This window comes from Streptomyces sichuanensis (genome assembly GCF_020328095.1).
GTDB classification, from domain to species: domain Bacteria; phylum Actinomycetota; class Actinomycetes; order Streptomycetales; family Streptomycetaceae; genus Streptomyces; species Streptomyces cinnamoneus.
This window is the reverse complement of record NZ_JAIXMK010000046.1, coordinates 51,972-73,520: the sequence shown is the minus strand read 5'-3', so window position 1 is coordinate 73,520 and position 21,549 is coordinate 51,972. Positions and strand designations below refer to the sequence as shown.

The 21,549-nt window shown below is 71.7% G+C and carries 21 protein-coding genes and 1 tRNA gene; 10 read left to right on the top strand and 12 right to left on the bottom strand.

Annotated elements, in window-relative coordinates; genetic code table 11:
• From LE181_RS15635 to LE181_RS15625, 3 genes are read left to right on the top strand one after another with little or no spacing between them, the layout of a single operon-like run.
• Positions 1-639, top strand: coding sequence for an aminodeoxychorismate/anthranilate synthase component II (locus tag LE181_RS15635; RefSeq protein ID WP_190108192.1), 639 nt, complete (start codon positions 1-3; stop codon positions 637-639).
• Positions 636-1,583 (top strand): class E sortase, encoded by a 948-nt coding sequence (locus LE181_RS15630; protein ID WP_372458369.1) that lies wholly within the window; start codon positions 636-638, stop codon positions 1,581-1,583. The genes LE181_RS15635 and LE181_RS15630 overlap by 4 nt, the downstream gene beginning before the upstream one ends.
• A 56-nt stretch (positions 1,584-1,639) precedes the next feature.
• The gene (locus tag LE181_RS15625; protein ID WP_225661884.1) at positions 1,640-2,332 is read left to right on the top strand and encodes a class E sortase; all 693 of its coding nucleotides are present in this window, start codon (positions 1,640-1,642) and stop codon (positions 2,330-2,332) included.
• Positions 2,333-2,409: 77 nt separating this feature from the next.
• Here the strand turns inward: LE181_RS15625 and pknB are convergent, their stop codons facing one another.
• From pknB to LE181_RS15595, 6 genes are all read right to left on the bottom strand, one after another.
• Positions 2,410-4,437 carry a Stk1 family PASTA domain-containing Ser/Thr kinase gene (pknB, locus tag LE181_RS15620; RefSeq protein ID WP_225661883.1) on the bottom strand — a complete coding sequence of 676 codons (2,028 nt, stop codon included), beginning with the start codon at positions 4,435-4,437 and terminating at the stop codon, positions 2,410-2,412.
• A gap of 163 nt (positions 4,438-4,600) precedes the next feature.
• Positions 4,601-6,055 (bottom strand): peptidoglycan D,D-transpeptidase FtsI family protein, encoded by a 1,455-nt coding sequence (locus LE181_RS15615; protein ID WP_225661882.1) that lies wholly within the window; start codon positions 6,053-6,055, stop codon positions 4,601-4,603.
• A complete protein-coding gene (locus LE181_RS15610) occupies positions 6,052-7,449 on the bottom strand; it encodes an FtsW/RodA/SpoVE family cell cycle protein (RefSeq protein ID WP_225661906.1) in 1,398 nt (465 codons plus the stop codon). Before LE181_RS15610 ends, LE181_RS15615 begins: the two co-directional genes overlap by 4 nt.
• A 41-nt stretch (positions 7,450-7,490) precedes the next feature.
• Entirely contained in the window at positions 7,491-9,011 is a 1,521-nt protein-coding gene (locus LE181_RS15605) for a PP2C family protein-serine/threonine phosphatase (RefSeq protein ID WP_225661881.1), read from the bottom strand.
• Between the two features lie 75 nt (positions 9,012-9,086).
• Complete coding sequence (locus LE181_RS15600; protein WP_225661880.1) at positions 9,087-9,620, bottom strand: FHA domain-containing protein FhaB/FipA; 534 nt, start codon at positions 9,618-9,620, stop codon at positions 9,087-9,089.
• Between the two features lie 10 nt (positions 9,621-9,630).
• Positions 9,631-10,470, bottom strand: a complete 840-nt coding sequence (locus LE181_RS15595; protein ID WP_225661879.1) for an FHA domain-containing protein — start codon at positions 10,468-10,470, stop codon at positions 9,631-9,633.
• A 341-nt stretch (positions 10,471-10,811) separates the two neighbouring features.
• Between LE181_RS15595 and LE181_RS15590 the strand changes: the two genes are divergently transcribed.
• From LE181_RS15590 to LE181_RS15575, 4 genes are all read left to right on the top strand, one after another.
• Positions 10,812-10,898, top strand: a tRNA-Leu gene (locus LE181_RS15590).
• Positions 10,899-11,102: 204 nt separating this feature from the next.
• Positions 11,103-12,500: a DUF2252 domain-containing protein gene (locus LE181_RS15585; protein WP_225661878.1), complete on the top strand. Its 1,398-nt coding sequence runs from the start codon at positions 11,103-11,105 to the stop codon at positions 12,498-12,500.
• 112 nt (positions 12,501-12,612) lie between these two features.
• Positions 12,613-13,422 carry a J domain-containing protein gene (locus LE181_RS15580; protein WP_225661877.1) on the top strand — a complete coding sequence of 270 codons (810 nt, stop codon included), beginning with the start codon at positions 12,613-12,615 and terminating at the stop codon, positions 13,420-13,422.
• A 10-nt stretch (positions 13,423-13,432) separates the two neighbouring features.
• Complete coding sequence (locus LE181_RS15575; protein ID WP_225661876.1) at positions 13,433-13,780, top strand: rhodanese-like domain-containing protein; 348 nt, start codon at positions 13,433-13,435, stop codon at positions 13,778-13,780.
• 40 nt (positions 13,781-13,820) lie between these two features.
• Here the strand turns inward: LE181_RS15575 and LE181_RS15570 are convergent, their stop codons facing one another.
• The 6 genes from LE181_RS15570 to paaA all read right to left on the bottom strand — a co-directional run bounded on the left by LE181_RS15570 (position 13,821) and on the right by paaA (position 18,643).
• The gene (locus LE181_RS15570) at positions 13,821-14,951 is read right to left on the bottom strand and encodes an acyl-CoA dehydrogenase family protein (RefSeq protein WP_225661875.1); all 1,131 of its coding nucleotides are present in this window, start codon (positions 14,949-14,951) and stop codon (positions 13,821-13,823) included.
• 146 nt (positions 14,952-15,097) lie between these two features.
• The gene (locus LE181_RS15565; protein ID WP_225661874.1) at positions 15,098-16,183 is read right to left on the bottom strand and encodes a 2Fe-2S iron-sulfur cluster-binding protein; all 1,086 of its coding nucleotides are present in this window, start codon (positions 16,181-16,183) and stop codon (positions 15,098-15,100) included.
• Positions 16,184-16,681, bottom strand: coding sequence for a 1,2-phenylacetyl-CoA epoxidase subunit PaaD (gene paaD, locus LE181_RS15560; protein WP_225661873.1), 498 nt, complete (start codon positions 16,679-16,681; stop codon positions 16,184-16,186).
• Positions 16,675-17,412: a 1,2-phenylacetyl-CoA epoxidase subunit PaaC gene (gene paaC / locus LE181_RS15555; protein WP_225661872.1), complete on the bottom strand. Its 738-nt coding sequence runs from the start codon at positions 17,410-17,412 to the stop codon at positions 16,675-16,677. Before paaC ends, paaD begins: the two co-directional genes overlap by 7 nt.
• A complete protein-coding gene (gene paaB, locus LE181_RS15550) occupies positions 17,409-17,696 on the bottom strand; it encodes a 1,2-phenylacetyl-CoA epoxidase subunit PaaB (RefSeq protein ID WP_190108205.1) in 288 nt (95 codons plus the stop codon). The genes paaC and paaB overlap by 4 nt, the downstream gene beginning before the upstream one ends.
• Entirely contained in the window at positions 17,693-18,643 is a 951-nt protein-coding gene (gene paaA / locus LE181_RS15545) for a 1,2-phenylacetyl-CoA epoxidase subunit PaaA (RefSeq protein ID WP_225661871.1), read from the bottom strand. The genes paaB and paaA overlap by 4 nt, the downstream gene beginning before the upstream one ends.
• Positions 18,644-18,850: 207 nt before the next feature.
• Here paaA and LE181_RS15540 point away from each other — a divergent pair, with 207 nt between their 5' ends.
• From LE181_RS15540 to LE181_RS15530, 3 genes are read left to right on the top strand one after another with little or no spacing between them, the layout of a single operon-like run.
• Positions 18,851-19,537 carry a DUF5819 family protein gene (locus LE181_RS15540; protein WP_225661870.1) on the top strand — a complete coding sequence of 229 codons (687 nt, stop codon included), beginning with the start codon at positions 18,851-18,853 and terminating at the stop codon, positions 19,535-19,537.
• Positions 19,534-20,754, top strand: a complete 1,221-nt coding sequence (locus tag LE181_RS15535; protein WP_225661869.1) for an HTTM domain-containing protein — start codon at positions 19,534-19,536, stop codon at positions 20,752-20,754. Before LE181_RS15540 ends, LE181_RS15535 begins: the two co-directional genes overlap by 4 nt.
• A gap of 30 nt (positions 20,755-20,784) precedes the next feature.
• Positions 20,785-21,546 carry a TrmH family RNA methyltransferase gene (locus LE181_RS15530; protein WP_225661868.1) on the top strand — a complete coding sequence of 254 codons (762 nt, stop codon included), beginning with the start codon at positions 20,785-20,787 and terminating at the stop codon, positions 21,544-21,546.
• The last annotated feature ends 3 nt before the right edge of the window (positions 21,547-21,549 follow it).

The window sequence follows — 21,549 nt, the reverse complement described above, 5'->3', positions numbered from 1 at the left end:
GTGAGCGCGCGCATCCTCGTGGTGGACAACTACGACAGCTTCGTCTTCAACCTTGTTCAGTACCTCTACCAGCTCGGTGCGGAGTGCGAAGTGCGCCGCAACGACGAGGTCGAGCCCGGCCACGCCCAGGACGGCTTCGACGGCGTCCTGCTGTCGCCCGGCCCCGGCGCGCCCGAACAGGCCGGTGTCTGCATCGACATGGTGCGGCACTGCGCCGACACCGGCGTCCCCGTCTTCGGCGTGTGCCTCGGCATGCAGTCGATGGCCGTCGCCTACGGCGGGGTCGTCGACCGGGCGCCCGAGCTGCTGCACGGCAAGACCTCGCCCGTCACCCACGAGGGCAAGGGCGTCTTCAACGGCCTCCCCTCGCCCTTCACGGCCACCCGCTACCACTCGCTGGCCGTGGAGCGGTCGAGCTGGCCGGACGAGCTGGAGATCACCGCCTGGACCGACAACGGCATCGCGATGGGTCTGCGCCACCGCGACCTGCCCGTCGAGGGCGTGCAGTTCCACCCGGAGTCGGTGCTCACCGAGTGGGGACACCGGATGCTCGCCAACTGGCTCGTCGCCTGCGGGGACACGGGGGCGGTGGAACGGTCGGCCGGGCTCGCCCCGGTGGTGGGCAAGGCAGGGGCGTGACCGCACTCCGGCCCGAGCAGGACCCCCTGCTCGTTCCGAAGCCGACGTCGTACGGCACGGGATTCGTCTCGCAGCCGCTGCCGCCGGAGGACGACCCGACGATGACCCTGCGCCGGGTCGAGCCCGTGGTGCCGCCGGTCACCGGCGGCCGGGCCGAGCGGCGAAGGGCGGCCGGGCGGTCCGCCGCCTCCGCCGCACCCGGAGGGCGCGCCGCGCGCCGCCGTGCCGCGCAGCGCGCCGCGCGCGCCGGCCGGGACAGCGTGGGCGTCGTCGTGAGCCGGCTCGTCGGGGAGCTGTTCATCACCCTCGGCGTCCTCATGCTGCTGTTCGTCGCCTACCAGTTGTGGTGGACGAACGTCATCGCCCAGCGGCAGGCCGGTGGGGCGGCCGACAGCCTGCAGAACAGCTGGGAGAAGGGCGACGGCCCCGACCGCTCGGCGGGGACGTTCTCGCCCGGCCAGGGCTTCGCCATCCTCTACATCCCCTCGCTGGACGTGAAGACTCCCATCGCCCAGGGCGTCAACAAGCACAAGGTCCTCGACCGCGGCCTGGTCGGGCATTACGAGGGCGACGGGGCCGGCGCGCTGAAGACGGCGATGCCCTGGGACAAGCAGGGCAACTTCGCGCTGGCCGGGCACCGCAACACGCACGGGGAGCCGTTCCGTTACGTCAACCGGCTGCAACCCGGCGACAAGATCGTCGTGGAGACGAAGGACACCTTCTACACGTATGAGATGACCAGCCGCCTGGACCAGACGTCCCCGGCGAACATCCGGGTCATCCAGCCCGTGCCCGCCGGATCGGGCTTCCGGGCACCGGGCCGCTACATCACCCTGACCACCTGTACTCCCGAGTTCACCAGTACGTACCGCATGATCGTGTGGGGCAAGATGGTCGACGAGCGGCCCCGGAGCAAGGGCAAGCCGGACGCGCTCGTCAACTGAGACACGCGCACTTGTACGCGAGATTGCGCGAACATCGAATCGGGGTACGAACGTCTGTGGCACGGACTGACCGCGTGCGGGGCCGCATCGCCGCCACCGTCAGCGTCATCGGCGAGCTACTGATCACCGCAGGCGTGATCATGGCCCTCTTCGTCGTCTACTCCCTGTGGTGGACGAACGTCCTCGCCGACCGCGAGGCCGAGCGCCAGGGCAACCAGGTGCGCGAGACCTGGGCCAAGTCCCCCTCGGGCCCGGGCGCGCTCGACACCAAGGACGGCATCGGCTTCCTGCACGTCCCGGCCATGAAGAACGGCGAGGTGCTGGTCAAGGCCGGCACCGGCAGCAAGGTCCTCAACGAGGGCGTCGCCGGCTTCTACCGCGAGCCGGTGAAGGCCGGCATGCCCTGGGACAAGCAGGGCAACTTCACGCTGGCCGCGCACCGCGACGGGCACGGCGCGAAGTTCCACAACATCGACAAGGTCAGGAAGGGCGACGTCGTCGTCTTCGAGACGCGCGACGTCTGGTACGTCTACAAGGTCTACGCCGACCTCAAGCAGACCTCGCGCTACAACGTCGACGTCCTCGACTCCGTGCCCAAGGAGTCCGGGAAGACCGCACCGGGCCGCTTCCTCACCCTGACGACCTGCACGCCGGTCTACACCTCCGACTACCGCTACATCGTCTGGGCCGAACTGGACCGTACCGAAAAGGTCGACGCCAAGCGCACCCCTCCCAAGGAACTGCGCTAGCGGCCCGCACGCGGACGGCGAGAAGCCCCGGCACCCGTGGAGGGTGCCGGGGCTTCTTCGTGCCGTCTACGGGGCGGTCAGGACCGCCGGCCGCCCGGCAGGCCGCCGAAGAGGCCGCCGATGTCCTGGTTGCCGCCCGTCTGGCCGCCGGTCTGGCCCGCGGTCTGACCGCCGGGGCCCTGGGCCACGGTGGTGATGTTGACGGGGGTGTCCTTGGGCACCTGGGTGCCGGCGCCCGGGTCGGTGACGAGCACCACGGCGTTGTCGTCCTGCGGGCCGGCGATGTTGCCGACCTTCAGGCCGGCGGCCGTCAGGGCGTTCTTGGCGTCCTTGAGCTTCTGGGTGACCACGCCGGGCACGGCCACCTTCTGGCCCGCGCCCTTGGAGACGAAGAGGGTCACCGTCGAGCCCTGGCGGGCGGAGGTGTTGCCGTCGGGGCTCTGGCGCACGACCGTGCCGGCCGGCTTGTCGGCGGAGTCCTCTTCCTCCTTGGCGACCTGGAAGCCGTTGTCGGTCAGCTGCTTCTTGGCGGCCTCGAAGGGCTGGCCGACGACGGACGGGACCGTTTTGGTCGCGGCCGCGGAGGCGACGGTGAGGGTGACCTCGGTGCCCTTCTCGGCCTTCTCCCCGCCCTTGGGGTCCTGGCCGAGGACGGTGCCCGCGGTCCGCTCGGACTCCTTCTGCGTCTGCTTGACGGTGAAGCCCTTGCCTTCGAGCGTCGCCTTCGCCTCGTCGAAGGAGGCGCCGAGCACGTCCGGCACGAGGACCTTCTCCGCGCCCTTGGAGATGACGACCTTGACCTGGCTGTCCCGCTCCACCTTGGACCCGGCCTTGGGGTCCTGGTCGCAGATCTTGTCCTTGGGCTGATCGCAGAACTTCTTGTCGCCCTCGACGACCTTGAAGCCGCCGTTCTCCCCGGCCCGCTGGGCCTCCGCCAGCGTCTGCCCGGTCAGCGGCGGCACCGTCACCTGGGAGTTGTTGCCGCCGCTGCTGAACAGCGACTTGCCGATGAAGATGGCGCCGACGAGCACGAGGATGCCCGCGACCACGAGCAGGATGGTGGAGAGGTTGCTCTTCTTGCCGCCCCCGCCACGGTGCCCGCCGCCGGTGCCGTCGTTGTAGCCGCCGTACCCGCCGCCGTCGGCGACGGGCGGCATCATCGACGTCTGCCCGGCCGGGGCGTGGTCGTGCTGCCGCAGCATGGTGGTGGGCTGGTCCTCGGTGCCGTAGCCCACCACGCCCATGGACGCGGTGGCGGCAACGGGCTGGCCCTCCAGGGCCGCCTCGATGTCGGCGCGCATCTCGTCGGCCGACTGGTAGCGGTAGTCCGGGTCCTTGGTCAGCGCCTTGAGGACGATGGCGTCCATCTCCGGCGTGATCTCGGGGTCGTGGATGCTCGGCGGGTTCGGCTCCTCGCGCACGTGCTGGTAGGCCACGGCCACCGGCGAGTCGCCCACGAACGGCGGACGGACCGTCAGCAGCTCGTAGAGCAGGCAGCCGGTGGAGTAGAGGTCGGAACGCGCGTCGACCTGCTCGCCCTTGGCCTGCTCGGGCGAGAGGTACTGGGCCGTGCCGATGACGGCCGCGGTCTGCGTCATCGTCATGCCGGAGTCGCCCATCGCCCGGGCGATGCCGAAGTCCATGACCTTGACCTGGCCGGTGCGGGTCAGCATGACGTTGGCGGGCTTGATGTCGCGGTGGACGATGCCGGCCCGGTGGGAGTACTCCAGCGCCTGCAGGACGCCGATGGTCATCTCCAGCGACCGCTCGGGCAGCAGCTTGCGGCCGGAGTGCAGCAGCTCGCGCAGGGTCGACCCGTCGACGTACTCCATGACGATGTACGGGATCGAGACCCCGTCGACGTAGTCCTCGCCGGTGTCGTACACGGCGACGATCGACGGGTGGTTGAGCGAGGCGGCCGACTGGGCCTCACGACGGAACCGGGCCTGGAAGGACGGGTCGCGGGCGAGGTCCACCCGCAGCGTCTTCACGGCGACGGTGCGGCCGAGCCGGGTGTCGTGACCGAGGTACACCTCGGCCATGCCACCGCGGCCGAGCACCGAGCCCAGCTCGTACCGGCCGCCGAGGCGACGCGGCTCTTCCATAGCTCCAGCCCTTCCGTTTCCCTGACCGCACCTTCGATACGTCCGACGGTGTGCTGTCCGGCATACCGTACCCGGCACACCGTGCCCGTTCCGGGCGTGACGGCCACCCGATACACGACCGGTACCGATGGAATCGGCGATCGGCTGCTACGGGTGAGCCGGCTCACTTCTCCGTGCTGAGCACCGCCTGCATCACGCTCTTCGCGACGGGCGCGGCGAGCTTGCCACCGGCGATGTCGTCACGGAGCGTCTCCGAGCTCTCGATGACGACCGCGACGGCCACGGGCGAGCCGTTGCCCGTCTTGGCGTAGGAGATGAACCACGCGTACGGGTTGCCGCTGTTGTCGACACCGTGCTGCGCGGTACCGGTCTTGCCACCGACCTTGACGCCGTCGATCTGGGCCGCGGTTCCGGTGCCCTTCTCGACCACGGTCTCCATGATGCTCTGCAGCTTCCGCGCGTTGTCGGCGGAGACCGGCTGGCTCATCTCCTTGGGCGTGTGGTGCTCGATGACGTTCAGGTTGGGCGCGCGCAGCTTGTCGACCATGTACGGCTCCATGAGCTTGCCGTTGTTGGCGACCGCGGCGGCGACCATGGCCATCTGCAGCGGGGTCACGCGGTTGGACGCCTGGCCGATGCCGGCCATGGCGTTCTGCGGACGGTTGTCCTTGGGGAAGACGCTGGGCACGGCGCGCACGGGCGTGTCGACCGGCTTGTTGAAGCCGAACTTGTTCGCCGTCTCGATCATCTTCTTGTTGCCGAGGTCGGCGCTGACCTTGCCGAAGACGGTGTTGCAGGAGACCCGCAGGGCCTCGCGCAGCGAGGCGTCCTTGCAGGGCAGGTCGCCCTCGTTCTTCAGCTGGATGCCCGAGGTGTCCGGCAGGACCCACGGCAGCGGCGAGTCGGTCTTGGAGTCGACGTCCTTGTACAGGCCGTGCTCCAGCGCCGCGGCGGCCGTGACGACCTTGAAGGTCGAGCCCGGCGGGTAGGTCTGCTTCAGCGCCCGGTTGAGCATGGGCTGGTTCTTGTCGGCCTGCAGCTCCTTCCACGCCTTGTCGTCCTGGGCCCCGGCGATCGTCGAGGGGTCGTAGGAGGGCGTGGAGGCCAGGGCGAGGATCTTGCCGGTGCGCGGGTCGATGGCGGCGACGGCGCCCTTCGACTTGCCGAGGCCCTTGAAGGCGGCCTCCTGGGCCTTGGCGTTGAGGGTGGTGATCACGTCACCGCCCTTCTTGCCCTTGCCGGTGATCATGTCGACCGTGCGGTTGAAGAACAGCCGGTCGTCGTCACCGGTGAGGACCTTGTCCTCCAGCTTCTCGATCTGGTTCGCGTCGAACACCTGCGAGCTGTAGCCCGTGACCGGGGCCCACATGTCGCCGTTCTTGTAGGTGCGCTTGAACTTGAAGTCGATGCCGCCGGTCTCCTGGGAGCCGGTGATGGCCTGGCCGTCGACGATGATGTTGCCGCGCGGCTGGCTGTAGCGGGCGATCGTCACGCGGCGGTTGTGCTTGTTGGCCTTGAGTTCGTCGGCCTGGACGAACTGGATCCAGTTGTCCCGGACCATCAGGGCGAGGATGAGGAGACCGCAGAAGATGGCGATCCGGCGCACGGGCTTGTTCACGGGCGGACCACCTGGGTCATCTCGGCGTCGGGGGACGGGGCGGGGGCCGGGGCGGGACGCCGTGCGGTGTCGCTGATCTTGATCAGAACGGCGATGAGCGCCCAGTTGGCGATGACGGAGGAACCACCCTGGGCCATGAACGGCATGGTCATACCGGTCAGCGGGATGAGGCCCATGACACCGCCGGCGACCACGAAGACCTGGATCGCGAAGGCGCCGGACAGACCGGTCGCGAGCAGCTTGCCGAAGGGGTCCCGGGCGGCCAGCGCCGTACGGACGCCCCGCTCCACGATCAGGCCGTAGACGAGCAGTATGGCCATGACGCCGGCCAGGCCCAGCTCCTCGCCGACCGTGGCCAGGATGAAGTCGGAGTTGGCCGCGAAGCCGATCAGGTCGGAGTGGCCCTGGCCCCAGCCGGTGCCGAAGACGCCGCCGGAGCCGAAGGCCATCAGGGCCTGGGCGATCTGGTCGGAGCTGCCGTCCTTGAACGCGTCGAAGGGGTGCAGCCAGGCGTCGACGCGCTGCTGGACGTGGTGCTCGAAGGTGGACACGGCGACCGCGCCGACGGCGGACATCAGCAGACCGAAGACGATCCAGCTGGTGCGCTCGGTCGCGACGTAGAGCATCACGACGAACATGCCGAAGAACAGCAGCGACGTACCGAGGTCGGTCTCGAAGACCAGGATCAGGATGGAGAACGCCCAGACCGCCAGGATCGGGCCGAGGTCACGGCCGCGCGGCAGGTACAGGCCCATGAAGCGGCGGCTGGCCAGGGCCAGCGCGTCGCGCTTCACCATCAGATAGCCGGCGAAGAAGATCGATAGGACGATCTTGGCGAACTCACCGGGCTGGATCGAGCCGAGGCCCGGGATGGTGATCCAGATGCGCGCACCGAACTTCGCGGGGAAGAACATCGGCGCGACCAGCAGGATCAGCGCGGCCACCATGGAGATGTAGGTGTAGCGCTGGAGGATGCGGTGGTCCTTCAGCACGATCAGCACGGCCACGAACAGCGCGATGCCCAGCGCCGAGAACATCAGCTGGTTGGTGGCGCTGGCCGTGAAGAACTTCCGGGCCTGCAGCCGCGGCGACTGGTCGAGCCGCCAGATGATGACCAGACCGATGCCGTTGAGGAGCGTGGCAAGCGGCAGCAGCAGGGGATCGGCGTACTTGGCGAACTTCCGCACCACCAGGTGCCCGACGCCCGCCATCAGGCCGAGGCCGACGCCGTAGCCGAGCAGGCCGGAGGGCATCTCGCCGTCCATGGCGAGGCCCACGTTGGCGTACGCGAAGCAGGGGATGAGCACGGCGAAGGCCAGCAGCGCGAGCTCGGTGTTGCGCCGGCTCGGCGGCCCCGCGGTGCTGATCGTCGTGGTGTTGGAGGTGTTCGGCATGGGTGAAATCGCTGACATGGCGTTGATGGCCCCTTACGGCTTCACTGCTGAGCGCTGCTGCACTGCGGGACCAACTTCTGCTCTTCCTCGGTGAGGGTGGGGCCGGGGGACGGGGTCGGCGTGGCCTGGGCGCGGCTGCGGGCGTCGGCCGCGTCCTTCGCGGGGTCCTTGGTCGCGCCGCCGGTCCGGTCCGCGTTCTGCTTCTCGCTCTCGCGCTGCTGCTGCTCGGCCTTGCGCCGCTCGTCCGCCTTCTTGCAGGCGCCGGCGAGCGTGCCCAGCTCCTTGGCCTTCTGCAGGGCCTGGTCGCGGCTGCCGACCGCGATCGTGTCCACGACGCGGCTGCGCTGGTCGAACGGGAGGTACTTGAGTTCGATCTCGGGGTGGTCCTGATAGAGCTTGCTCAGGCTCACCCATGCCAGGTCCTGGTTGATGCCCTGGTAGACGGCCACGTGGTCGTTGTCCTTGGTGCCCACGTAGTACTGCGTCTGCGTCCACTGGTAGCCGCCGTACAGGCCGCCGCCGATGACGCCGAGCGCCAGGGCGATGATCAGCGACCGCTTGAGCCACTTGCCCTTGCGCTGCGGCTTGACGAAGTCCTCGTCCGTGAACGGACCGAAGCCCTCCGGCGTGCCCATGCCCGGGTCGCCGCTGCCCGGCGGACCGAAGGCGCCGTGCGGGCCGTCCTGCGGCGGCACGGGCCGGTTGGCGCGGGCGTGCTCGGCGGCGCGGCCGGCCGGGGTCTGCATGGCGCCGTTGTCGCCGAGCTGCATCTGGTTCTCGGCGACCGCGCCGACGATCACGGGCGTGTCGTTGAGCTGGCCGGCCAGGGTGTCACCGCCGTCGACGTCGAGGACGTCGGCGACGATGCAGGTGATGTTGTCGGGGCCGCCGCCGCGCAGGGCGAGCTGGATGAGCTCCTGGATCGTCTCGTGCGGGCCCTGGTAGCTGGCGAGCGTCTCCTCCATCGTCTGGTGGCTGACGACGCCGGAGAGTCCGTCGGAGCAGATCAGGTAGCGGTCACCGGCGCGCACCTCGCGGATGGAGAGGTCCGGCTCCACGTGGTCGCCGCTGCCCAGCGCGCGCATCAGCAGGGAGCGCTGCGGGTGGGTGGTGGCCTCCTCCTCGGTGATGCGCCCCTCGTCGACCAGGCGCTGCACCCAGGTGTGGTCCTGCGTGATCTGGGTGAGGACGCCGTCGCGCAGCAGGTACGCGCGCGAGTCGCCGACGTGCACCAGGCCCAGGCGCTGACCCGTCCACAGCAGGGCGGTGAGGGTGGTGCCCATGCCCTCCAGCTGCGGGTCCTCCTCGACCATGACGCGCAGCTGCTCGTTGGCACGCTGCACGGCACTGCCGAGCGAGGTGAGGATGTCCGAGCCCGGGACGTCGTCGTCGAGCGTGACGAGGGTGGAGATCACCTCGGAGGAGGCGACCTCGCCCGCGGCCTGGCCGCCCATGCCGTCGGCGATGGCGAGCAGCCGGGGGCCGGCGTAACCGGAGTCCTCGTTGCCCTCCCGGATCATGCCCTTGTGCGATCCGGCGGCGAAGCGCAGAGACAGACTCATGCGCACCTCGCCCGTCGGCTCCGGGTACAGCCCCTTCCCAGCCACGCTGCCCACCCTCCGGTCGTCATGGTCCTACTACTTCCGCAGCTCGATGACGGTCTTGCCGATGCGGATCGGCGCGCCGAGCGGGATCGGGGTCGGAGTGGTCAGCCGGGTCCGGTCGAGATAGGTGCCGTTGGTCGACCCGAGGTCCTCGACGATCCACTGGCCGTCGCGGTCGGGGTAGATCCTGGCATGCCTGCTGGAGGCGTAGTCGTCGTCCAGCACGATCGTCGAGTCGTGGGCGCGGCCGAGGGAGATGGTCTGGCCCTGCAGGGCCACGGTGGTGCCGGTGAGGGTGCCCTCCGAGACCACCAGCTTGGTGGGTGCGCCGCGGCGGCCGCGGTCGGCCCGGCGGCCGCCGGACTGCTGCTGGCGCTGCTGCGGCGGTGCGGTCTGCTGCTGCGCGCGCTGTGCCTGTCCGGCAGCGCCGGCCCCGCGGCGGGAGCCGCGCTGCGTCACGCGGGTGCCGAAGAGATCGCTGCGAATGACCTGGACGGCCACGATGACGAACAGCCACAGTACGGCGAGGAAACCCAACCGCATGACCGTGAGGGTCAGCTCTGACATTGCCCCCGCTTCACCCTTCGGCTTGCCGATAAACGATGGTGGTGCTGCCCACGACGATGCGTGAGCCGTCGCGGAGCGTAGCGCGCGTGGTGTGCTGTCCGTCCACCACGATGCCGTTCGTCGACCCCAGGTCCTGGATCGTCGCGGGGGTGCCGACCCGGATTTCACAGTGCCGGCGCGAGACGCCGGGGTCGTCGATGCGTACGTCCGCTTCCGTGCTGCGGCCCAGCACCAGGGTGGGCCGCGAGATCTGGTGACGGGTGCCGTTGATCTCGATCCAGCGGCGCGTCTGTGCCCCCGGCACGGCGCCGGGACCCGGGCCGCCGGAGCGCGGCTGCGGGCGGGCGCCGGGCGGCGGGGTGCTGGGCATGGGCGGCGCGCCGGCGGGCTGCGGCGGGTAGCCGGCTCCGCTGGTCGGGGCGCTGCCCGAGGTGCGCGGTCCGGCCGCCGGCCGGCCGTGCGGGTCCTGCGACTCGCTGGAGGCGAGGGTGCGGCTGCGCACCCGGTACAGACCGGTGTCGAGGTCGTCGGCCTTCTCCAGGTGGACCTTGATGGTCCCCATGAAGGTGTACCGCTGCTGCTTGGCGTAGTCGCGGACCATGCCGGACAGCTCGTCGCCGAGCTGGCCGGAGTACGGGCTCAGGCGCTCGAAGTCCGGCGCGCTGAGCTCGACGATGAAGTCGTTCGGGACGACGGTGCGGTCACGGTTCCAGATGGTCGCGTTGTTGTCGCACTCCCGCTGGAGTGCGCCCGCGATCTCGACCGGCTGCACCTCGGACTTGAACACCTTGGCGAAGGTGCCGTTCACGAGACCTTCGAGACGCTGCTCGAAGCGCTTCAGTACTCCCACGGGGCACCTCCTTCCCTCAGTGACGTCTCTGATGCTCAGTGTCGTTCCTGATACTGCTTACTGATCGTATCCACGCGTCGGGAAAACAGCTGGTTCCCCTTCGGCGCCAGGAGTGACGAGTGTCGCCTTCGCGCGGTCGCCTACGGGGGATCGTAGAGGCGGCCTGACGCCAGTGTCCCGCAACCGGAGCCCTCCCCGCGGCCCCCCGGAGGACGGGCCGGGGGCCATGAGTGTGAAGCCACCCTCCGGAGCGTGCTAATGTTCTGCATGTCGGAAGGCGGACGGACAAGAACCGGGCGGAAAAGCCGGGGGAACGGTCCAAAAGCAGAAGACACACCCATGCGCGGGTGGCGGAATAGGCAGACGCGCTGGATTCAGGTTCCAGTGCCCGAAAGGGCGTGGGGGTTCAACTCCCCCCTCGCGCACCATCGCTCCCCAGGTCTTCGGACCTGGGGAGCTTTGTTTTTCCCCGGCACTGTGAGATGACGCACCCCCGCACGCCGGTGCGACTTCCGTACGCCCCTTCCCGCCCGACGTCCGGCCGGTACCGTCGTGGGCAGTTGACGCCCGCGGGTCGCAGAGGCCGGAAGAACCGGGAAACCGGGCTCCGGGAAAAGGGGAGGGGCGCTGTCATGCCGCGACTGCCGTACGTACCCGGATTCGCCCGGCCGCCGGTGGCCTGGGAGGGCCGCCGGCCCGGCAAGGCGGCCGGGAAGGCGCTGCGCGAGGCGGTGCGCCGCTCCGCGCACGCCGACTGGAAGCCCGGCGCCGGGCGGCCCGGCGCCGTGGAGTCCGTCGAGGCGGCGAACGCCGGCCGGCTGCCGGAGCTGACGCCGATCCGGGTGGGCCGCATGGCCGCCTCCCCCTTCGCCTTCCTGCGCGGCTCGGCCGGGCTGATGGGTTACGACCTGGCCGACTCGCCCGTCACCGGCGTCGGCGCCCAGCTGTGCGGGGACGCCCACGCCGCCAACTTCGGGCTGTACGGCGACGCCCGCGGCGAACTCATCATCGATCTGAACGACTTCGACGAGACCCTGCACGGGCCGTGGGAGTGGGACGTCAAGCGGCTGGCCGCCTCCCTGGTGCTGGCCGGCCGGGAGGCCGGGGCGGACGAGCTCGTCTGCCGGGCGGCGGCGCGGGACGCGGTGGGCGCCTACCGCCACACGATGCGGCTGCTGGCCCGCATGCCCGTGACGGCGGCCTGGAACGCCATCGCCGACGAGGAGCTCGTCTCGCACGCGGACGCCCATCAACTGGTGGGCACGCTGGAGCGGGTCGGGGAGAAGGCCCGGCGGAACACCAGCGCGCGCTTCGCGGCCCGGGCGACCGAGAAGGACGGCACGGGCGGCCGGCGGTTCGTGGACGCGCCCCCGGTGCTGCGCCGGCTGCCGGAGCGGGAGGCGGCGGCGGTGGCCGCGGCGCTGGGCACGTACCGGACCACGCTCCCGGAGGAGCTGCTGCCGCTGCTGGCCCGGTACGCGATACAGGACGTGGCGTTCCGCGTGGTGGGCACGGGCAGTGTCGGCCTGCGCTCGTACGTGGTGCTGCTGCTCGACCACCGGGGCGAGGCGCTGGTGCTGCAGGTGAAGGAGGCGCGGCCCTCCGTCCTGCTGCCGTACGCCGAGAAGGCGGGCTTCGCCGCGCCGGCACCCGGGCACGAGGGGCGGCGCGTGGTGCTCGGGCAGAAGTCGATGCAGGTCGTCAGCGACGTGCTGCTGGGCTGGACGACGGTCGAGGGCCGGCCGTACCAGGTGCGGCAGTTCCGCAACCGCAAGGGGAGCGTGGACCCGGCGGCGCTGGCCCCCGACGAGATCGACGACTACGGGCGCATGACGGGCGCGCTGCTGGCGCGGGCACACGCGCACAGCGCCGATCCGCTGCTGATAGCCGGCTACTGCGGCAAGGGCGAGGAGCTGGACGAGGCCGTCGCGGCCTTCGCGGTGGCCTACGCCGACCGTACCGAGGCGGATCACGCCGAGCTCCTCGCCGCGGTGCGGAGCGGGCGGCTGGCGGCGGAGACGGGCGTGTAGCGCGGGCGTGCAGGACGGGCCGGCGCGCGCGGGGACGGGCGTGCCCGGTGGTGCGGGGGTGCGTGGGGGGAACCGGCGCCGGGTGCCGGCGGCCACCTCGTACCCTGGGCGGGTGACGAATCCGGAAGCCGAAGAGAGCCGGGCCGAGGACGCCGCCGCCGAGCGGCTCGCGCAGGCGGTGCGGGCAGCGGAACAGGCGTTGATCGAGTTCGAGATCGCGGTCGAGACCTTCCGGGTGGAGGTCGAGAACTTCTCCCGGCTGCACCACCAGCGGCTGGGGCCCATGTACGCCCGCCTCGACGAGCTGGACGCGCTGATCGCGGAGGCGGTCGCGGCCCGCTCCGGGGACGCCGAGGACCTGCGGCGGGCGCGCGAGGCGCGCGCGCTGGTGCAGCCGATGCCCCAGGTGGAGGAGCTGTTCGGCGGCTGGATGGACAGCGAGGGGCTCTCCCCCGAGGCGACGGCGATGCTCACCGAACGGCCGGTGCGGCCGCCGAGGCGGGTGCGGCCCAGCGACGAGGCCCGGCGCGCCTACCGCGAGCTGGTGCGCAAGGCGCACCCCGACCTCGCGGCGGACGAGGCCGACCGGCAGCGGCGGGAGACCTTCATCGTGCGCGTGAACGCCGCGTACGCCGACGGCGACGAGGCGCTGCTGGGGGAGCTGGCCGCGGAGTGGGCGGCGGGACCGCTGCCCGCCCAGCGCCGGGCGAGCCGCGGCGAGGAGCTGTACGAGCGGCTGGAGTGGCTGGCCGAGCGGAAGGAAATGCTCGCGGCGGTGGCCGCCGAGCTGGAGGCGTCCGCGATCGGCGCGATGATCAAGATGGCGCCGGAGGACCCGGACGGGTTGCTGGCGGAGATCGCCGACGGGCTGCTGGGGCAGATCGCCGAGCGGGAGGCTCATCTGGCCTCGCTGGTCGGGTAGCGTCGGAGGCATGCATTTTGGTTCCGGTGTGCCCACGGTCGGTGTCGACGTCCTCTCGCCCGACGATTTCCTGCTGGACGTCCGTGAGGACGACGAGTGGCGGGCCGGGCACGCCGAGGGCGCGCTGCACATTCCGATGAGCGACTTCGTGGCGCGTTTCGGCGAGCTGACGGAGAAGGCCCCCGACGGCGGCCGCATCCATGTCATCTGCCGGTCCGGCGGCCGTTCGGCACAGGTCACGGCGTACCTGGTGCAGCAGGGCATGGACGCGGTGAACGTCGACGGCGGCATGCAGTTCTGGGCGGCCTCGGGCCGTCCGGTCGTGGGCGCCGACGGTGGCCCCGGCGCGGTGATCTGACGCTCGCGCGCTGATCCGGCGCCCGGTACGGGCCGCCGTCTCAGGCGAGGGGGTGGGCGGCCAGGAGGTCGCCCAGGGCCTCCTCGTGGGCGGCGGCCGGGCCCAGGGAGAGCTCCAGCTGCTTGGCCCAGGCGTGGTAGCGGTGCAGGGCGTACTCCGTGTCCGCACCGAAGCCGCCGTGCAGGTGCTGTGCGGTCTGGACGACGCGGCGCACTCCCTCGGCGGCCCAGATCTTGGCGACGGCGAGGTCCGCGGCGGCCGGCAGCGGCCCGTCCGCGCCGGACTCGATGCGCCAGGCGGCCTGCCAGAGCGTGGCCTCCATCGCCTGCAGGTCGATGTAGCGGTCGGCGGCCTGGACGGCGACCGCCTGGAACGTGGCGAGGGGGAAGCCGAACTGCTCCCGGGTGCTCGTGTACGCGCTGGTCATGCGGGCCGCGGCGAGGCCCACGCCGAGCGCGAGGGCGCATGTGCCGCAGATCAGCAGGGAACGCAGCCACGGCCAGGCGCCGTCCGCGGTGAGGACGTCGGCGCGGTCGACGCGCACGGAGTCCAGGCTCAGCTCGGCATAGGGCTCACCGCTGGTGGAGACCTGGTCGGCGAGGACGACGCCGGGCCGGCCGGGGGCGAGCAGGACGAGGACGGTGCGGCCCGCGGCGGTGCGGGCGGGCAGCAGCACACGGTCGGCGCTCCGGGCCCAGGGGACGGCCGTCTGCACGCCGTCGAGCACCCAGTGGTCGCGCTCCGGGCGGGCGGCGACGGCCCGTTCGGCCGCGTCGTGACCGGTGCGGCCGCTGGCGGCCACGGTGACGACGAGCTCGCCGCGCCCGATCGCCGGCAACAGCTGCTGCGCCGCCGGGCCGCCGTACGTGCGCAGGGTCAGGGCGGCCGCGCCCGTTTCCAACAGGGGCACCCGGGCCAGGACCTGCCCGGCCTCGCGCAGCAGCAGGCACAGGGCGATCGGCCCCAGGCCCGCCCCGCCCTGCTCGGCCGGGAGGGGCAGGCTCAGCAGGTCGGCGTCGGCCAGCCGCCGCCACAGCGCGCGGTCGATGTCCTCGGCGACCGCGCCCGGCACCAGGGCCGGGCTGGGCACGCCGTCGGGGGCGACCCCGGCGAGCACGGCGGCGGCCGCCTCGGCCACGGCCTGCTGTTCCTCGGTGAAGGTGAAGTCCACTGCCGTCCTCCAGCCCTTCGACGCTCCAGCCCTTCGACAGTCCGGCCTTCGACAGCCGGCCTTCGACAGTCCGGCCCTTCGACAGCCGGCAGGCGTCTGTTTCTGACGGGCCGTCACGATAGGGCAGGGGGCGGCAAGGGGGAACCTCAGCGGTCGAAGTCCAGCTCCACCTTCTCCGTGACCGGGTGCGACTGGCAGGCCAGGACGTAACCGGCGTCCAGCTCCTCCTGCTCCAGCGCGAAGTTGCGGTCCATCCGCACCTCGCCCGAGACCAGGTAGGCCCGGCACGTCCCGCACACCCCGCCCTTGCAGGCGTAGGGGGCGTCGGCGCGGTTGCGCAGCACCGTCTCCAGCAGCGTCTCCCCCTCCCGCACCGGCCAGCTGCCGCCGCGCCCGTCCAGCTGGGCGGTCACCGTGCTGTGCTCGGGTGCCGGAGGCCCGGAGGTGGCGGCCTCCTCCCCCGGCGACGCCTCCTCCACGTGGAAGAGCTCCTGGTGGATCCGGTCCCGGGCCACCCCGAGACCGTGCAACGCCCGCTCAGCACCCTGCACCAGCCCGTAGGGCCCGCACAGGAACCAGCCGTCGACGGATTCCACCGGCAGCAGCGCGGGCAGCAGCCGCGTCAGCCGCTCCTCGTCCAGCCGCCCGGAGGCGGGCCCCGCCTGCTGCTCCTCGCGGGAGAGCGTCTGGACGAGCTGGAGCCGGTCGGGGTAGCGGTCCTTGAGCTCGGCGACCTCGTCCAGGAACATCGTCGACGCCGTGGTGCGGTCGCTGCGTATGAGGCAGAACCGGGCGGCGCTCTCGCGCGCCAGCAGGGTCGAGACGATCGACAGGACGGGCGTGATGCCGCTGCCGCCGACGATGGCGGCGAAGTGCCCGGGGCGGGGCTCCAGCACGAACCGCCCGGCCGGGGCCATCACCTCCACGGTGTCTCCCGCGACCAGCTCCTTGAGGGCGTAGGTGGAGAACACGCCGCCGTCCACCAGCCGCACCGCCACCCGCAGCGTCCGCGGCCCGTCCGGGCCCGGCGCCTGCCCGCAGAGGGAGTACGTCCGGCGTATCTCGGCACCGTCGACGGTCCGGCGCAGGGCGAGGTGCTGGCCGGGCGCGTGGCGGAAGCTCGCGCGCAGCTCCGGGGGCACGGCCAGGGTGACGGCGACCGAGTCGTCCGTGAGCGGCTCGACGGCCGTCACGCGCAGCCGGTGGAAGGCACCATGGCGGGCCGCTGCCATCTACAGCTCCTTGAAGTGGTCGAACGGTTCGCGGCATGCCTCGCAGCGGCGCAGGGCCTTGCAGGCGGTGGACGAGAAGCGGCTCAGCAGCGTGGTCTCGGTGGATCCGCAGTGGGGGCAGCGGATGCCCAGGCCGACCGCCACCGGACCCGCGGGACCCGTGGGGCGCGGGGGCGCTATCCCGAACTCCTCCAGCTTGCGCCGTCCTTCGGCGGTGATGTCGTCCGTGGACCAGGCGGGGGAGAGGACCGTGCGCACCTCGACCTCGGGCACGCCGCGCTCGCGCAGCACCCGCTCGATGTCCGCCGACATCGTCTCCACGGCCGGGCAGCCGGTGTAGGTGGGGGTGAGCTCCACCTCCACCCGGCCGGCGCCGGTGACGTGCAGGGCGCGCAGCACGCCCAGCTCGGCCAGGGTCAGCACGGGCAGCTCGGGGTCGGGGACGGACCCGGCCAGTGCGCGGAGCTCCTCCTCCAGCGGAGTGGGCGCGCTCACCACGACGCCCCCGGGTGGCTGCGGTGCAGATGCTGCATCTCCGCGAGCATCCGGCCGAACGGCTCGGTGTGGATGCCCTGTCGGCCGGCACCCGCCGTCCAGGCGCCGCTCTGCGGGCCGCCGGGCAGGGTCAGCGTGGCCTGCTCGACGACGCCGGTCACCGCGGTGAGCCAGCCGTCGTGCAGCGCCGTCCAGTCGACGGGCAGCCCGTCCACCGGCTCGAAGAGCTCGCCCGTGTACCGCCACAGGGCGTCCAGGGCGCGCTGCATGCGCTCGTGGCTCTCGGGGGTGCCGTCGCCGAGGCGCAGCGTCCAGTGCTCCGCGTGGTCGCGGTGGTAGGCGACTTCCTTGACGGCCTTCGCCGCCAGCGGCGCCAGCGGCCCGTCCTCGGCGGCCAGCCGGCCGTACAGCAACTGCTGGTAGACGGAGAAGTACAGCTGGCGGGCGATGGTGTGGGCGAAGTCGCCGTTGGGCTGCTCGACGAGCTGGACGTTGCGGAAGGCCCGCTCCTCCCGGAGGTAGGCGAGTTCGTCCTCGTCGCCGACGAGGGAGAGCAGGGTGCGGGCCTGGCCGAGCAGGTCGAGGGCGATGTTGGCGAGGGCGACGTCCTCCTCCAGCACGGGCGCGTTCCCGGCCCACTCCCCCAGCCGGTGGGAGAGCACCAGGGCGTCGTCGCCCAGCGCCAGCGCGGCGGCCGTGCCGAGGGGTGCGGGGGTCGTACGGGCGGGGCTCACAGGTGCCGCACCCCCTCGGGGATGTCGTAGAAGGTCGGGTGGCGGTAGGGCTTGTCGGCGGCGGGCTCGAAGAAGGGGTCCTTCTCGTCGGGCGAGGAGGCGGTGACGGCCGTGGAGGGCACCACCCAGATCGAGACGCCCTCGGAGCGCCGGGTGTAGAGGTCGCGTGCGTTGCGCAGGGCCATCTCCGCGTCCGGGGCGTGGAGGCTGCCGGCGTGGGTGTGGGACAGCCCCCGCCTGCTGCGCACGAACACCTCCCACAGCGGCCATTCCGTGCTGGTCATGCCTTCGCCTCCCCGTGCTTGGCCGCGTATGCGGCGGCTGCCTCGCGCACCCAGGCGCCTTCCTCGTGCGCCTGGCGGCGCCGGCTGATCCGCTGGTCGTTGCAGGGGCCGTTGCCCCGGAGCACTTCGTGGAACTCGTCCCAGTCGATGGGGCCGAAGTCGTGGTGGCCGCGCTCCTCGTTCCACCGCAGGTCGGGGTCGGGGAGCGTCAGGCCGAGCGATGCGGCCTGGGGGACGCAGATGTCGACGAAGCGCTGGCGCAGCTCGTCGTTGGAGTGCCGCTTGATCTTCCAGGCCATGGACTGGGCGGAGTGCGACGACTCGTCGTCCGGCGGGCCGAACATCATCAGCGACGGCCACCACCAGCGGTTCACCGCGTCCTGGGCCATCGCGTGCTGGGCCTCGGTGCCCCGGCTCAGGGCCAGCAGGAGCTCGTAGCCCTGGCGCTGGTGGAAGGACTCCTCCTTGCAGATGCGGACCATGGCGCGGGCGTACGGGCCGTAGGAGCAGCGGCACAGCGGGACCTGGTTGGTGATGGCCGCGCCGTCCACGAGCCAGCCGATCGCGCCGACGTCCGCCCAGGTGAGGGTGGGGTAGTTGAAGATCGAGGAGTACCGCTGGCGGCCCGAGTGCAGCTTGTCGAGGAGCTCGTCGCGGCTGGTGCCGAGGGTCTCCGCGGCGCTGTAGAGGTACAGGCCGTGGCCCGCCTCGTCCTGCACCTTGGCCATGAGGATCGCCTTGCGCCGCAGGGACGGCGCCCGGGTGATCCAGTTGGCCTCGGGCTGCATGCCGATGATCTCGGAGTGGGCGTGCTGGGCTATCTGCCGGACCAGCGTGGCGCGGTAGGCATCGGGCATCCAGTCGCGCGGCTCGATGCGCTCGTCGGCGGCCACGGCGGCGTCGAACACCGCCTCCAGCCGCCCAGCCTCCGGCGCAGTCGTCGTCATGCCGTGCCCCCTCGCTCGCTTCTGCGGAAATCTCCCTACCGACCGATCGTTCGGTTCAATGGTGGATCGAGGTCCAGGCACTGTCAAGCCTGTGGATAACCCCGGGCCGCTGTGCCTCGTGAGGCGTCGTCGGTACCGTTCGGGTGCACGCCGGGCCCACCCGGCGGCGCACGGCACATCGGAGCAGGACGCGGAACGGGGCGGGTCATGGAGAGGGACGGGCGTGAACACGCCGGCGGCGACGCCGGGCAGGACCCCGGGCTGGAGGGCCTGTCCGTGCCGTCCCGCATCGTCGTTGCGGGCGGCGTCGCGTTGGTGGGACTGGCCGCCGCGATCCATCTGACGATGGTGTTCCTGCACGTCGCACCGTCGAACACCATCAGCAAGCAGCACGCTGCGGCGATCGACGACTACGTCTACCCGGAGTTCGAACAGAACTGGAAGTTCTTCGCGCCCAACCCCCTCCAGCAGAACGTCGCCGTCCAGGCCCGCGCCGAACTGCGCGGCGCCGACGGCCGGACGACCGTCACCCCCTGGACGGACCTGTCGGCCCGGGACGGCGCCGGCATAATCCACAACCCCTTCCCCAGCCACACGCGGCAGAACGAACTCCGCCGCGCCTGGGACTTCTACACCAGCACGCACGACGCCCGTGAGCAGCCCGCCGGCCTGCGCGGCCGCCTCTCCGAGCAGTACGTGCGCCGCCTGGTCTACTCCCGGCTGGGTGCCGCGCAGAACGGCCAGCCGGTCGACCGGATACAGGTGCGCTCCATGACCACGGCCATCGCCCCGCCCCCGTGGAGCGACGAGAAGGTGGACACCAAACCCGTCTACCGCATGCTCGACTGGTGGCCCGTCACCACCGCCGACCGCGCCGAGGTGACGACCCGATGACGGCCTCGCTCACCCGCGGACTCGCCCGCATCACCGGCTCCTCCCTGGGCCCCTACCAGACGGCCGTCATCCGCATCGGCCTCTCCTTCGTCTGGCTGTGCTTCCTGCTGCGCGAGTGGCCCCACCGCCGCGAGCTCTACGGACCCGACGCCCCCTGGAGCTGGGGGATGGCCGAGCAGCTGACCGGCGACAACCACGCCTTCACGCCGCTGATGTGGTCCGACAGCCCGGTGTGGTTCGAGGCCGTCTACGTGCTGGCCATGGTCTCCAGCGCCCTCCTGATGCTCGGGTGGCGCACCAGGACCATGTCCGTGCTCTCCATGCTCGGCGTGCTGGCGCTGCAGAACCGCAGCGTCTTCATCGGGGACGGCGGCGACAACGTCATCCACCTGATGGCGCTCTACACCGTGCTCACCCGCTGCGGGCAGGTCTGGTCCCTGGACGCCCGGCGCGCCGCGCGCCGGGACGCGGACGGCCCCGGCCGTCCGGACGTGCCGGGCATCGTGCTGTGGACGGTGTGCGGGCTCGCGCTGGGCGTCGCCCAGGGGCTGGGCGTCGCCGGGCTGGCGTGGACCAGCCACGGACCGCTGCCCGGTCTGGGCTGGGCGGCTGCCCTGTGGGGGCTGTGGCTGGTCCAGGGACTGTGGTGGGCGGCGCGGCGCCACGCCCCCGGCGAGCCCCGGGCGGTGCTGGACGTGCTGGCCCACCTCGTGCACAACGCCACCCTTCTGGTGATCATGGTGGAGGTCTGCCTGATCTACGCGACGGCCGGCTGGTACAAGATCCAGGGCTCGCGCTGGCAGGACGGCACCGCGCTCTACTACCCCCTGCACATCGACTACTTCTCGCCCTGGCCCGGCCTGTCGCACGCCCTGGCGGTGAGCGGGACGGTCGTGATGCTGCTCAGCTACGGGACGGTGGCGGCGCAGGTCGCCTTCCCGTTCACGCTGATGAACCGGCGGGCGAAGAACGTGCTGCTGGTGGTGATGATGGCCGAGCACGTGGGGATCGCCGTCCTGATGGGCCTGCCGTTCTTCTCGCTGGCGATGGTCGTGGCCGACGCCATATTCCTGCCGACCTCCTTCCTGCGACGACTGGGGGCGTGGGCCGCGCGCACCCTTCCGCGGCCCCGCTCCCTCCCCGGGCCGGAGCTCCTTCCCGTGCCCCGGTCCGCCGGCGCCAAGCAGCCCGGCCTGGTGCGTGAGCAGGGACCGTAGGCTGCGGAACAGGGACCGTAGGCTGGGGCAATGACCCAGGACGATGCCGGCACCGCCGTGCTGCGCGCATGGGGTGCCGCGGCACCCGGCGCCGTGCTGCTCGACGGCTTTCACGCACTCAAGCACGCCCTGCGCTTCGGGGCGCACGTCGGGCCGGCCGTCACCAGTGACAAGGCGGCCGCGCTGGCGCTGGCGGCAGGGCTGGCGGACGACCTGACGGACGTGCTGGACGAGCTGCTGGTGGAGGTGCCCGCCCAGGTGCTGCGCGAGCTCGTGCCCAGGGTCCACCCCACCGGCGTGGCCGCGCTCGCCGCACGCCGCGACCGGCAGGCCAACCTCGACACCATGGCGCAGCTGCCCCGTACGTCGCCCGTGGTCGTCCTGGACAACCCCCGCAACCTGGGCAACGTCGGCGCCGTGATCCGTCTCGCCGCCGGCTTCGGGGCCACGGGGGTGGTCACCACTGGCGACCTCGATCCGTGGCACCCCAACGCCGTACGGTCCGGAGCAGGTCTCCACTACGCCACGGCCGTCGAGCGGCTGCCGCTGGAGGAGCTGCCGCCCGGGCCGCTGTACGTCCTGGACCCGGAGGGGGAGGACATCAGGTCCCTGGCCGTACCCGACGACGCGCTGATCGCCTTCGGCTCCGAGCGGCACGGCATCTCTCCGGAGCTGCGGGCGAGGGCGACCCGGCTGGTCGCCCTGCCCATGCGGCCCCAGGTGTCCAGCTACAACCTCGCCACCAGCGTCGCCATGACGCTCTTCCACTGGGGCGGGCCGGCACCTGCCTGACGA

Coding starts and splice junctions, on each gene's coding strand:
- pknB (WP_225661883.1), bottom strand. CDS start 4,437: ATGGAAGAGCCGCGTCGCCTCGGCGGCCGGTACGAGCTGGGCTCGGTG.
- LE181_RS15610 (WP_225661906.1), bottom strand. CDS start 7,449: ATGCCGAACACCTCCAACACCACGACGATCAGCACCGCGGGGCCGCCG.
- LE181_RS15605 (WP_225661881.1), bottom strand. CDS start 9,011: ATGAGTCTGTCTCTGCGCTTCGCCGCCGGATCGCACAAGGGCATGATC.
- LE181_RS15600 (WP_225661880.1), bottom strand. CDS start 9,620: ATGTCAGAGCTGACCCTCACGGTCATGCGGTTGGGTTTCCTCGCCGTA.
- LE181_RS15585 (WP_225661878.1), top strand. CDS start 11,103: ATGCCGCGACTGCCGTACGTACCCGGATTCGCCCGGCCGCCGGTGGCC.
- LE181_RS15575 (WP_225661876.1), top strand. CDS start 13,433: ATGCATTTTGGTTCCGGTGTGCCCACGGTCGGTGTCGACGTCCTCTCG.
- LE181_RS15565 (WP_225661874.1), bottom strand. CDS start 16,183: ATGGCAGCGGCCCGCCATGGTGCCTTCCACCGGCTGCGCGTGACGGCC.
- paaB (WP_190108205.1), bottom strand. CDS start 17,696: ATGACCAGCACGGAATGGCCGCTGTGGGAGGTGTTCGTGCGCAGCAGG.
- paaA (WP_225661871.1), bottom strand. CDS start 18,643: ATGACGACGACTGCGCCGGAGGCTGGGCGGCTGGAGGCGGTGTTCGAC.
- LE181_RS15540 (WP_225661870.1), top strand. CDS start 18,851: ATGGAGAGGGACGGGCGTGAACACGCCGGCGGCGACGCCGGGCAGGAC.
- LE181_RS15535 (WP_225661869.1), top strand. CDS start 19,534: ATGACGGCCTCGCTCACCCGCGGACTCGCCCGCATCACCGGCTCCTCC.
- LE181_RS15530 (WP_225661868.1), top strand. CDS start 20,785: ATGACCCAGGACGATGCCGGCACCGCCGTGCTGCGCGCATGGGGTGCC.